Source organism: Streptomyces albireticuli (genome assembly GCF_002192455.1).
Lineage (GTDB): Bacteria > Actinomycetota > Actinomycetes > Streptomycetales > Streptomycetaceae > Streptomyces > Streptomyces albireticuli_B.
The window spans coordinates 1994534-2007836 of the sequence record NZ_CP021744.1 but is presented as its reverse complement, the minus strand read 5'-3'; the positions used below and the strand labels follow the sequence as shown (position 1 = coordinate 2007836).

The following is a 13303-nucleotide window of genomic DNA, read 5'->3' as shown; positions in this document are numbered from 1 at the left end:
CGCCCCCTACGCCTCCGCCCCCACCGGCCACCGCTCCGCCGCCACCTGCTGCGGAAGGCTGTAGTCGCCGTCCTTGAGCCGCAGCGGCAGATCCGTCCGCCGCGTCACGTCCAGCTTCCGGTACACCCGCGTCAGGTGCTGCTCCACCGTGCTGACCGTGATGTACAGCCGGCTGCCGATCTCGCGGTTGGTGTGGCCCATCGCGGCCAGCGCCGCCACCCGCCGCTCGGCGTCGCTCAGGGCCTCGGCGCTCTCGGCCCCGTGCGCCTCCGCGCCGTCGGCGCCGTCCACCACGTCCTGGTCGGCCAGCAGCTGCCGGCACAGCTCCTCGGCCCCGCAGTCCTTGGCGACCTGCATGGCACGGCGGCCCATCATCCGGGCCCGGTTGAACTCGCCGAGCCCGTGGTGCGCCCGGCTCAGCTCGGCCAGGGCGCGGACGAGCTCCACCCGGTCACCGGCGGCCTGGAGCAGGTCGACGGCCTCGCGCAGGAGCAGCGGCCGCTGCTTGAGGTCACGGGCGGCGGCGAGCACGCGGAGCGCGACGCCGCGGGAGCGGGCACCGGTCGCGCCGGGCAGCGCCAGCTCCTCGGTGACCAGTTCGCGGGCGGCCTCGCGCTGGTTCAGGGCCAGCTGGACCCGGGCGACGTCGCTGCGCCAGGGCACCAGCGCGGGGAGGTCCAGCGACCACTCCCGCATCAGCTCGCCGCACCGCCGGAAGTCGGCGAGCGCGGCCTGGAACCGGCCCACGGCGAGGTGGTGGTGGCCGCGCGCGTGCAGGTACTTCAGCCCGAACCGGGTCTCGAACATCGCGTCCGGCACGACGTGCCGCAGCAACTGGGCGGCCTCCTCGTGGCGGCCCATCGCGGTCCGCGCGAGCAGCAGCACCGCCAGCGGCTCGCCCACGGCGACGCCCCAGCAGCGCGGCGAGATCAGGGACAGCGCCTCCTCGGCCCACCGGGCGGCGGTCGGCAGGTCGCCCTGGCGCAGCGCGATCTCCGCCCGTACGCCCTTGAGCAGGGCCTCCCAGGTGGTGGCCTGCCGGGCCCGGGCCTCGGCGATGAAGACGTGGCACCACGGCGCGGCCTTGGCCGCCCGGTCGCAGTGGATCAGCGCGTAGAGCGCCGACTGCACGGCGGCGACGGTGCAGTCGGAGAGCGTGCAGTCGGCGAGTACCTGCTCGGCCCAGCCGATGGCCTTCTCGCCGGGGCCGTCGAAGAGGGCGGAGGTCAGCGCGGCGGAGGCGGTCAGGCCCACGTGGCCGGGCACGGCGCCGTGCCGGCCGTCCCGGGGCAGGGCCTGGGGGGTGCCGGGGCGGCTGAGGTGCATCCACGGCTGGAGGTGGCCGGGGTGGTACGGGTCGGTGACGGACCGCGGGCCGGCGGTGCCGCCGTCGGTGCCGAGCACGCCCAGGACCGCACGGGCCTCGTCGGCCCGGCCGTGCCAGAAGAGGTAGTCGGCGATGGTGACGGCGTCGTCGCTCTCCAGGTGGCCGGCCTTGAGGGCCTCGGTGAGCGGGGTGAGGTGGCGGGCGGCGGCGGAGGGCCGGGTGCGCCACTCCAGCCGGGTCAGGGTCAGGGTGAGGGCGGCGCGCCGGCGCTCGTCGGCGCAGGTGGCGCAGGCGAGGGTGAGGCATTCGACGGCGAAGTCGACGCGGTCCTCGGCGAGCGCCTGCACGGCGGCGTTGCGCAGGACGGCTATGTCGTTCTGGTCGCGGATCCGGCCGGCCGCGACGAGGTGCTCGGCGACGTCGGTCTCCCGGACACCGTTGTCGTGCAGGAGCTCGGCGGCGCGGCCGTGCATGCGCGTCCGCTCCTCCAGGCCGATGGTGCCGAGGACGGTGGCGGTGACGGCGGGGTGGCGGAGCCTGCCGTCGGCCAGGAAGCCGGAGCGGCAGAGGTCGGTGACGCCCTGCTCCACGCGGGCGGCCTGGATGTCGACGAGCGCGGCGACGAGCGGGGGAGTGGCCCACTCGCCGAGCACGGCGAGGCCGTGGGCGATCCGGATGGTCTCGGAGTCCCAGCGGTAGAGACAGGCGAGCACGGCCTGCTGGAACGATTCTTCGGTGATCGGCCTGGTCGACAGCGCCTCGGTGCCGCCCGCCAGCCGGACCATGCCGTCCTCGACGAGCCCGCGCAGCAGCAGCGGGTTTCCGCCGCTGACCTGGTGGTACGCGGGGGCGAGCCGGCCCGCGGTGTCCTCGTCGGTGACCTCGGCGAGCAGCTCCCGCACGCCCTGCGGGGAGATCAGGTGCAGCCGGAGGCGGTGGCAGTTGCGCTGGCGCAGCAGCTCGGCGTGGAAGGTGGGGTGCGAGGGCTGGGCGACGGCGCATTCGCTGAGCACGACCATGAGGCGGCCGTTGGTCAGCCGGCGCATCAGGTAGAGCAGGAACTGGAGGGACGGGCCGTCGGCGTACTGGATGTCGTCGATGACGAGGGCGACGCCGCGCTCGGCGGCGAGTTCGAGCAGCATCGTGCTGAGCCCGCGCGCCACCTTCGCCGAGGTCTGCTGGAGGGTGACCGGCTCCGGCTCGGGGTCGTCCGGGTGCTGGATGCTCTGGTTGAGCAGCGAGTCGGCCTGCTGCACCAGGTCGGGCGGCAGGTCGCCGTTGTGGACGAGCTGGCAGATGAGGCCGAGTGCGAGGCCGCTTTCGGCGCGGGCCCCGGTCGCCGTCAGGACGAGCGCGCCCGAGCGGGCGGCCTCCTCGGCGAACGTGTGCAGCAGTTCGGTCTTGCCGCTGGCGACGGCACCGCTGATGACGACCGTCTGGGCCCTGCCCTGTTCCGATTGCGCGAACAGCTCCCGCAGGCGCGCCATCTCCGTACACCGCTCGACAAATGCCATGCAGTCTTTCCCCCGTTCGGGAGCGCCTCACGGCACCGCATGGGGAATTCATTTGCCATTTTTTGGGAATTCCTTTACCCATGCAGTGTCCTGAAAAGCACTCATTCCCAATTGTGGCTCAAATCTACCCCATGCCCCACCTGCGGTGCGATCGGTTGCCATGAGCAAGTGGAAACCGTCCTTCCGGTTCTGTGGAGCCCGCATGACGGGTCGTCGGCTCCCCATGATCCGCCTGCGCCGTGGGGCGTAAGGGCTAATACGACGACGCCGGCCTCCGGGACCCTGGCGGGTCTCGGAGGCCGGCGTCGTAGCGGGCCGAATTAACCGGCGGTGGCGCTGCCGGGCCGGTGTCTTATTCGTTTCGCGTTCAATATGAATCCAGGTCCGCTTTAGCTATTGGTCCGGACCATGTTCGCGCGTACAAAATCCGCAAGAGTCGCAGGTGTCGGGTAAGAGAAGATTTGCGCCAATTTAAGGGTGACGTGCACGGTTTCTTCCAGGCGCTGCACCAGCTTCACCCCCAGCAGCGAATGGCCGCCGTGCGTGAAGAAGTTGGTGTCCGGCGTGATGGCGTCCCGGCCGAGCACCTCGCCCCACAGCCCCATGAGGGTCGCCACCAGCTCGTCCTCGTGCGCGGCCGGGGCCCCGCCGTCCGTGGCGGCGGCGTCCGCGCCGGCGTCGGCGGCCGCCCGGGCCAGCCGCTCCGAGGCGGCGCGCACCAGCGCCGGGTAGTCGACCTTCTGGCTGGCATTGGTCGGCAAGGACTCCACCACCACGAACTCCTGGGGCACCGAGGCGCGCGGCAGACGGGCACACGCCCGCTGCCACAGCTCCTCCACCAACTCCTCGCCCGCCGCGGACTCGGCGAACGCGACCAGCACACCGTCGCCGCCGGCGTCACCCGCGACGACCACCGCGCACGCCCGCACCGCCGGGTGCCCGGCCAGCACGGCCTCCAGCTCACCCAGCTCGATCCGCACACCGCGCAGCTTGATCTGCCGGTCCACCCGGCCGAGCACCTCCACCGTGCCGTCGGCCAGCCAGCGCGCCCGGTCACCGGTCCGGTAGAACCGCCCGTACGACGCGTGCTCGCCGAACCGCTCGGCGGTCAGCCCGGGCCGCCCGTGGTACCCGGCGGCCACGCCGCCACCGGCCACGCACAGCTCACCCGGCACCAGGACGGGAAGTTCCCGGCCCGCCGGATCCGCCACGAACACCCGCGTGTCCCGCACCGGACGGCCCGCGCTCACCCGCTCGACGTCCGGCCCGACCAGCCCGGACGTCGACCAGATCGTGGTCTCCGTCGGACCGTAGACGTTCCGCAGCACACACCCCGTGGCCGCCAGCTCCCGGGCCAGGGCCACCGGCAGCGGCTCGCCGCCGCACAGCACCCGCCGCCCCGACAGCACCGGACCCGCCGCCTCCACGACCAGCCGCCACGTCGTGGGCGTGGCCTGCACGATGCCCACGCCGTACGAGGTCAGCAGCCCGGCCAGCACCGCGCCGTCCGTACGCGCCTCGTCCGGCGCGACCACCAGCCGCCCGCCCGTCACCAGCGGCAGGAACAGCTCCAGCGCCGAGATGTCGAACGTGAACGTCGTCAGCCACAGCGTGCTCTCACCCGCATCCGCGCCCAGCTCCGCACGGAAGTGCTCGACGAGATTGGCGAGGTTCCCATGGGTGAGCAGGGTGCCCTTGGGCAGGCCCGTGGAACCCGACGTGTAGATCAGATAGGCCAGGTCCGAGGAGCCCGCCGCGGTCACCGGACCCGGCACGGCCGGTGCCTCCCCGGGCTCCCCGACGGCCGCCATCGGCGCCACGAACACGCCTGCTTCGACGGCGAGTTCGACGCCCGGCCCCAGCAGCACCGCCCGCGCGCCCGAGTCCGACAGCTGATAGGCGATCCGCTGCTCGGGGTGGTCCGGGTCGACCGGCAGGTACGCCGCGCCCGCGAGCCACACACCCAGCGTCGCCGCCGCCAGCTCCGCACCGCGCGACGCCGCCACCGCGACCACGTCGCCCCGCCCGAGCCCGGCGGCCACGAGCCGCTCCCGGTTCCGCTCGGCCGCGGCCCACAGCTGCCCGTACGTCAGCTCACGCCCGCCGTCCACGACCGCGACGGCCTCCGGCGTGCTGCGCACCCGCTCGGCGACAGCCTCCGGCACGCTCACCACCGGACCCGCCGGCGCGGCGCCGTGTGCGGCCCCGATGATCTCGTGGTCGGCCGGGCTCCACGCGGACAGCTCGCCGACGGGGCGCTCCACATCGGCGCCGACCGCGATGAGCAGCGCCTCGTACCGCCTGATCAGCGCCTCGATCTCGTCCTGCGCGAACGCGCCCTTGTGGTACGCCGTCCGCAGCCGGATGCCGTCGTCCGACGGGAGGACGAAGAACTCCAGGTCGAACTTGCTGAAGCCGTTCTCCACGGGCTGGAAGCGGGCCGGCATGCCGTCGAGGGTGAACTCCTCCACGCCGACGCCGGGAACGTAGTTGAAGACGTGCTGGAAGAGGGTGTTGCGCCAGCCCGCCGAGTCGGCCCGGTCGACCTCCAGCAGCAGGGAGTCCACCGGCACGTCGGCGTGCGAGATCGAGTTGATGAACACGCTGCGGGCCTTGCGCACGAGCTCCGCGAAACCCTGCTCCGGGTCGACCCGCAGCCGCAGCGGCACCACGTTGACGTGGTAGCCGATGGCGGCGGCGTCCTCGGGCCGCCGGCTGTTCACCGGCGAGCCGACGACCAGGTCCGGGCCGGCGCCGTGCTGGGTCAGCAGCAGGTAGTAGACGGCGAGGAGCACCACGGCCTCGGGGGCGCGCAGCTCCTCCTGGAGCCGGCGCACGGCCGCGACGGCCTCGTCCGGCAGCGGCCGCGTGATCGTGCCGCCGACGAGGTCCGGCTCGTCACCGGCGTCGGCACCCAGCCACAGCCGCGGCCGCACGGAACCGAAGTCGCGCAGCTGCTTGCGCCAGAAGCGCCGGCTGCGGTCGGTCGGCTCGATGTCCGAGGCGGCCGGCACGACACCGCCCAGCGTCTCCTCCGGGCGCCCGCCGGCCGCCAGAGTGCTGTAGACGACCGCGAACTCGCCGAGCAGCGTCGTCGCGGAAATGGTGTCGAAGACCAGGTGGTGCAGCGCGACGCAGAAGACGTCCTCCTGCGGGCCCCGGAACAGCCGGGCGCGCAGCAGCGGCCCGCCGTCCATGGCGAAGCCGGCCCCCACGTAGCGGGTGAGGATCCCGTCCAGTACGTCGTCGGCGCCGTCGGCGAGGGCCTCGGCGGGCAGCTCCGCCTCGGTCACGACGACCTTCGCCTCGTCGGCGTCCAGCACCCGCCGGGCCAGCGTGAGGTCACCGGCGACGAACGCCGTCCGCAGCACCTCGTGCCTGCGGATCAGAAAGGTCAGCGTCTCCTGGAGAAGCTCCGGCCGCAGCCGGCCCGCCACCCGGAAGGCGAGCGAGAGGTTGTTGACACCCGTGCCCGGAACGAAGCGCTCCAGCAGCCACAGGGCCTCTTCCTTGCGGCTCGCCGGGACGGTCGCCGGCCCGCCCGTCGCGGAGCGTCCGTCGTTCTCGGCCACGTATTGCATCCCGGTTCCTCTCACTCGGCTTCCCGGCCCCACTCGGCCCGACTTGTGTGCTGCGCGGCCCGGTTCAGGCGCGCGCGGTGCGGGCCAGCAGCTCGTCGACCTTCGCGGCGATCACGGAGTTGCCCAGCATCTCGGCGTGCGCGATGTCGAACCGGACCTCCTGGCCGACCGCACCCGCGCGGTCCACCTCCGGCGGCAGCAGGTTCAGCCCGTTGGTCGGGGTGTTCGAGGACAGCGCGACGCCCCGGTCCCAGCCGCGCGTCGCGTCCAGCTGCGAACCCCCGACGACGTACTTGGCGAACGCGTCGAACACGTCCAGCAGACCCGAACCGTGCCGGGGGTCGATGTTGATGTGCGCGAAGGACTCCATGCCCACCTCGCGGAACATCCCGGTGACCGACGGCAGCAGCAGCTCGATGTCGTGACCCAGCTCCTCGCACAGAGCCCGCGCGTCCTCGCGCATCCGCGCTGCCCGCTCCTCCGCGTACATCACGGCGAACTGCTCCAGCGCCCGCAGGAAATGCGCCTTCAGCGTGATCGACGCCGGCACCTCGGGGTCGATCATGACGATCGCGGGCGCCTCGTCCTGCCACTGCGCGATGCCGTCGGAAAGCGCACCGAGATAGGCCGCGCCGGCGCAGAAGCTGAGCAGGCCGCGCACGACGAGCCCGCTCCCGCGGACGTCCGCGAGCCACCGCTCGACGAACTCGGCGCCCGTGGCCGGGGTACCCTCGCCGACCGGCGGAGGCAGCGTCTCCCACACGGCGAGCGACGGGTCCAGCAGCTGGGCGAGCTCGGCGAACCCCGCCTCCGACCGCCCCGTCATCGGGAAGTCGACGGCCAGCACGACCTCGCCCGAGGTGCCGCTCCTGTGCACTCGCCATCCGTCGAGATCGTGCACGAATCCCCCTTTGGTTCGCTGGGCGCCGGTTCGGCCCGGCATCCGGTCAGCCGGCGCCGGGCCGCATGGCGCCGAAAATTATGGGCACCGTAATAAATGGCGTACGGCGGCGGTCAATAATCGCGTCAAGGCTATGAAGCGGCGCTCCGGCCGAGAAACCCCTAGCGGGCCCCTATCGACCCCTATATCTGTCCAGAGCTCTTGCGAATTGGGCGGGACCGGTGCCAGGTGATCGCGCTCACTAGGGGGAACGCCGGGGAGAGTTAGGGGTTGGTGCGCCCCGTGTGCACGTCTACCCTTCTATGCGTAGTGCCATGTTCGCAATGTGAAGAATTCAACGGGTGAATTCATCCCGGCCGGCTCGGGCCGATGCCTTCATGGCATCCCGAACGGCGAATTATGGGGGCGTGGCGGCGATGGAGGGCGAAGAGAAGCTCCTGGGCTATCTCAAGCGGGCGACGGCCGATCTGCGTGAGGCCAAGCGCCGTCTGCGGGAGGCCGAGGACCGCCGGCGCGAACCCATCGCGATCGTAGGGATGAGCTGCCGTTACCCGGGCGGGGTGACCTCGCCCGAGGGCCTGTGGGACCTGGTCGCCGGCGGCCGGGACGGCGTGTCCCCCTTCCCCGACGACCGTGGCTGGGACCTGGAGAACCTCTACGACCCCGACCCGGACGCACCCGGCACCAGCTACGCCCGCGAGGGCGGTTTCCTGCACGACGCGGGGGATTTCGATCCTGATTTCTTCGGGATCAGTCCGCGTGAGGCGCTGGCGATGGATCCGCAGCAGCGGTTGTTGCTGGAGGCGTCGTGGGAGGTGTTCGAGCGGGCGGGTATCGAGCCGTCGTCGTTGCGGGGTTCGCGTACGGGCGTTTTCGCGGGTGTGATGTACCACGACTTCGCGTCGCGGCTGCGTGTGGTCCCCGAGGGCCTGGAGGGTTTCCTCGGCAACGGCGGACTGGGAAGCGTCGCGTCGGGCCGGGTGGCGTACACCTTTGGGCTGGAAGGCCCGGCGGTGACGGTGGATACGGCGTGTTCGTCGTCGTTGGTGGCGTTGCACTGGGCGATCCAGGCGTTGCGTTCGGGTGAGTGTTCGCTGGCGTTGGCCGGTGGTGTGACGGTGATGACGACGCCGGATACGTTCGTGGATTTCTCGCGTCAGCGGGGGCTGGCGGCGGACGGGCGGTGCAAGGCGTTCGCTGCGGGTGCGGATGGTACGGGTTGGGCCGAGGGTGTGGGCATGCTGCTCGTGGAGCGGCTGTCGGACGCGCGGCGTAACGGTCACCAGGTGCTGGGCGTCATCCGGGGTTCGGCCGTCAACCAGGACGGTGCGAGCAACGGTCTGACGGCGCCCAATGGTCCGTCGCAGCAGCGGGTGATCCGCCAGGCCCTGGCGTCGGCGGGTTTGTCGGCGGCGGATGTCGACGCGGTCGAGGGCCATGGCACCGGCACGACGCTGGGTGACCCGATCGAGGCGCAGGCGCTGCTGGCCACGTACGGTCAGGAGCGCGCCGACGACCAGCCGCTGTGGCTCGGCTCCCTGAAGTCCAACATCGGGCACGCCCAGGCCGCCGCAGGTGTCGGTGGTGTGATCAAGATGGTCATGGCGATGCGCAACGGCGTGCTGCCCAAGACCCTGCACGTGGACCGGCCCTCGCAGCAGGTCGACTGGTCGGAAGGCGCGGTCGAGCTCCTGACCGAGGCCCGGGAATGGGCCACGGCCGAGGACCGCCCGCGCCGAGCGGGTGTCTCCTCCTTCGGAATCAGCGGCACCAACGCCCACGTCATCCTTGAGCAGGCCCCCGCCGAGCAGCCCGACGACGAGGCCGGGGCGCCGGTGACGCTGCCCGCCGTCCCGTGGCTGCTCTCCGCCACGTCCCCCGAGGCCCTGCGCGCCCAGGCCGCGCGCCTGAGCGAGGCCACGGACGGCCTGAAGCCGCTCGACGTCGCCTACTCCCTGGCCACCGGCCGCGCCGCCCTCGGCCACCGCGCCGTGCTGACCGGCACCGCCCCCAAGGACTTCCAGCGCGGCCTGGCCGCCCTCGCCAAGGGCACCACCGTTCTGGGCACGGCGCAGGGCACCGCGGACGAAGGCGGCCTCCTGGCCGTCCTGTTCACCGGCCAGGGCGCCCAGCGCGCCGGCATGGGCCGCGAACTCCGCGCCACGTTCCCCGCGTTCGCCGAGGCCTTCGACGCCGCGTGCGCGGCGCTGGGCCTCGACCCCGCCGTCCTCGACGACGCCGAGGCCCTGGCCCGTACGCGCAACACCCAGCCCGCCCTCTTCGCCGTCGAGGTCGCCCTCTACCGGCTCGCCGAATCCTGGGGCGTCCGCCCCGACTTCGTCGCAGGCCACTCCATCGGCGAGATCACCGCCGCCCATGTCGCCGGCGTCCTCTCCCTGGCGGACGCCGGAAGGCTCGTCGCCGCCCGCGCCCGCCTGATGGAGGACCTCCCCGCCGGCGGCGCGATGATCTCGCTCCAGGCCACCGAGACGGAGGTCCTGGCCGCGCTCACCGACGGCGACGGCGTCGACGTCGCCGCCGTCAACGGCCCCGAGTCCGTGGTGGTCTCGGGCGACGAGGACGCGGTCGAGAAGGTCGCCGAGCACTTCCGGGACCTGGGCCGCAAGACCAAGCGTCTGAAGGTCTCGCACGCCTTCCACTCCCACCGCATGGACGGGATGCTGGACGAGTTCCGTACGGTCGCCGAGTCCCTCACCTACAGCGCCCCGGCCGTCCCGGTCGTCTCCAACGTCACCGGCACCCTGGCCGAGGACCTCACCTCGCCCGGGTACTGGGTGCGTCACGTCCGCGACGCCGTCCGCTTCGCCGACGGCGTCCGGACCCTCCACGACCAGGGCGTCCGCACCTACCTCGAACTCGGCCCGGACGCCGTGCTCACCGGCCTGGCCCAGGACTGCCTCCCCGGCGCGGACGCCGACGGCGACGCCCCCGTGCTCGTCCCCGCGCTGCGCCGCAGCCGCCCCGAGGCCGCCACCCTCGCCGCCGCGCTGGGACGACTGCACGTCAGCGGCCACCCGGTCGACTGGACCGCCTTCTACGAGGGCACCGGCGCCCGCCGCGTCGACCTGCCCACCTACGCCTTCCAGCGCCGCCACTTCTGGCTCGACGGCGACGCCGACGGCCTCGGCGACCTCTCCGCCGCCGGCCTCGACGCGCCCGGCCACCCGCTGCTCGGCGCGGCCGCAGAGCTGCCCGACGGGCACCTCTTCACGGGCCGCCTCTCCCCGCGCACCCACGGCTGGCTCGCCGACCACACCGTCGCGGGCGTCGTGCTGCTGCCCGGCGCGGCCCTCGTCGACGTCGCGCTGAGCGTCGGCGACCGGCTCGGCAGCGCCCTCCTCGACGAGCTCACCCTCGAAGCCCCCCTCGTCCTGCCCGAGCGCGGCGCGGTCCGCCTGCGCGTCGTCGTCGCCGACGCCGACGACACCGGCCGCCGGGCCCTCGACATCCACTCCCGCCCCGAGGACGACGACCGGTCCGGCGAATGGACCCGCCACGCCTCCGGCGTCCTGGCCCCCGCCGCGGGCGAGCCCACGGCCGTCCTCGGCGCGCAGTGGCCCCCGGCCGGCGCCCGGCCGCTACCGGTGACCGACCTGTACGACCGGCTCGCCGACGCGGGCCTCGGCTACGGCCCGCTGTTCCAGGGCGTCACGGCGGCCTGGTCGCACGACGGCGGGATCCTCGCCGAGGTCACCCTGCCCGAGGACACGGACGCCACCGCGTTCGGCCTCCACCCGGCGCTGCTGGACTCCGCCCTGCACGCCATCGGCCTGGGGACGGCCGACAGCCGTGCCGAGCTGCCCTTCGCCTGGTCGGGCGTCACCCTCCACGCGACCGGCGCCACCGCGCTCCGCGTCCGCGTGACGCCGCGCGGCGACGCCGTCGCCCTCACCCTCGCCGACACCGACGGCAAGCCCGTCGCCACCGTCGACCGGCTCACGCTGCGCCCCTTCACCCCCGACCAGCTCGGCGCAGGCACCGACGCACTGTTCCACCTCGACTGGAGCGCCGTGGAGCTCCCGGCCGCCCCGGCGGCGGCCGACTGCGCCGTACTCGGTGACGATCGCCTCGCCGCCCTGCTCGGCGCCCGCGGCTACGCGGACGCGGCCGAACTCGCCGCGAGCGGCGCGACGCCCGCCCACGTGATCGTGCCCGGCACGGCGCACCCCGACGGACCGGCCGCGGCCCGCGCCCACGCGCTGGCGGCGCACACCCTCACGCTCGTACAGGAATGGCTCGCGGAGGACGCGCTCGCCGCTTCCCGCCTGATCCTCGTGACGCGCGGGGCGGAGGACGCCGCCGCCGACGACGCGGTGGACGCGGCGCAGGCCGTCGTCCGGGGCCTCGTCGCCTCGGCGCGGGCCGAGCACCCCGGCCGCTTCGCCGTCGTCGACACCGACGGTACGGACGCCTCCGACCACGCCCTGCTCGCGGCGGCCGCCACCGGGGAACCGCGCCTGGCCCTGCGCGCGGGCAAGGCTTCGGCCCCTCGCCTGGCGCGCACCCCCGACGCCACGCCCGGCGGGTTCGGTGGCGGGACGGTGTTGGTGACGGGTGGTACGGGTGGTCTGGGTGCGCTCGTGGCCCGTCACCTGGTCGCCGAGCACGGTGTGCGGAGCCTGCTGCTGACCAGCCGTCGTGGCCTGGACGCCCCTGGTGCCGCCGGGCTCCGCGACGAACTCGCTTCCCTTGGTGCCGATGTGACCGTCGCGGCCTGTGACGTGGCGGATCGTCCGGCCCTGGAGAAGCTCCTTGAAGGTGTGGAACTCTCAGCCGTGGTGCACACCGCCGGTGTGCTCGACGACGGTGTGATCAGCTCGCTCACCCCCGAGCGTCTGGACACGGTCTTCCGTCCCAAGGTCGACGCGGCCTGGCACCTGCACGAGCTGACCGCAGGCATGGAAGGTCTGTCCGCCTTCGTGCTGTTCTCCTCGGTGGCCGGTGTCTTCGACGCCTCCGGCCAGGGCAACTACGCGGCCGCCAACGCCTTCCTCGACGCCCTCGCCGCCCACCGCCGCACCCTCGGCCTCCCCGGCACCTCGCTGGCCTGGGGTCCCTGGGAGCGGACCGGCGGCGGCATGACCCGCGCCCTCGACGACGCGGACGTGCGGCGCATGGCCCGCGACGGCTTCCTGCCGCTGACCGCCGACGAGGGTCTGGCCCTGTTCGACCGCGCCGCCGGCGCCCCCGGAGCGCGCGTACCGGTCCGCCTCGACCTCCGCGCCGCCGCGGGCACCGGCCCGGTGCCCGCGCTGCTGGCCGGGCTCGTCCGCACCCCGGCACGGCGGGCCGGCCGGCCCGCCCCGGGCTCGGAGACCGCCCCGTCGGCCGCGGACCTGGCGGAGCGGCTGCGTACCCTCCCCGAGGCCGCCGGCACGCGGATGCTCGTCGACCTCGTACGGGAGCGGGCGGCCGCCGTCCTCGGCCACGACGGCCCTGAAGGCGTCGGCGCGGGACGGGAGTTCAACGAGCTCGGCTTCGACTCGCTGACCGCCGTGGAGTTCCGCAACGGCCTCCAGCACGCGACCGGGCTGCGGCTCCCCGCGACGCTCATCTTCGACTACGCCACACCGCGCGCCCTCGCCGGACACCTGCGTACCGAACTCGTCGCCGAGGCGCCCGGCGGTGCCGGCGCCGCCGACGGCGAGGCCGTGATCCGGGAGGCTCTGGCGGCCGTCCCGCTGACGCGGCTGAGGGAGGCAGGGCTCCTCGACAGCCTCCTGGAACTCGCGGGGGTGGACCGGAGCCTCCTCGACGGCCCGGCCGACGACGGCGGCGACCCGGGAGCGCGAGGCGCCGACGACGCGGGCGAACCGGCCGATTCCCTCGACTCCATGGACGCCGAAGCACTGGTGCGGATGGCGCTCGGGCAGTCGGGGGAGCCCTGGGAGACGCCGGAGCAGTAGGGGTCGTCGGACCCTTGAAACCGGCCCACGGGCCGGTTCGGCCGGCCGGCCCG

The 13303-nt window shown here is 73.6% G+C and carries 4 protein-coding genes; 1 reads left to right on the top strand and 3 read right to left on the bottom strand.

The window, feature by feature from the left end; translation table 11 throughout:
* Positions 1-6: 6 nt before the first annotated feature.
* The 3 genes from SMD11_RS08285 to SMD11_RS08275 form a co-directional block, all read right to left on the bottom strand.
* Positions 7-2841, bottom strand: a complete 2835-nt coding sequence (locus tag SMD11_RS08285) for an ATP-binding protein (protein WP_087925824.1) — start codon at positions 2839-2841, stop codon at positions 7-9.
* Positions 2842-3230: 389 nt separating this feature from the next.
* On the bottom strand, positions 3231-6422 hold the full coding sequence (locus tag SMD11_RS08280) for a non-ribosomal peptide synthetase (RefSeq protein ID WP_087925823.1): 3192 nt from the start codon (positions 6420-6422) through the stop codon (positions 3231-3233).
* Between the two features lie 64 nt (positions 6423-6486).
* On the bottom strand, positions 6487-7323 hold the full coding sequence (locus tag SMD11_RS08275) for a hypothetical protein (RefSeq protein WP_159395265.1): 837 nt from the start codon (positions 7321-7323) through the stop codon (positions 6487-6489).
* A 377-nt stretch (positions 7324-7700) separates the two neighbouring features.
* Between SMD11_RS08275 and SMD11_RS08270 the strand changes: the two genes are divergently transcribed.
* A complete protein-coding gene (locus SMD11_RS08270) occupies positions 7701-13250 on the top strand; it encodes a type I polyketide synthase (protein WP_234365966.1) in 5550 nt (1849 codons plus the stop codon).
* The last annotated feature ends 53 nt before the right edge of the window (positions 13251-13303 follow it).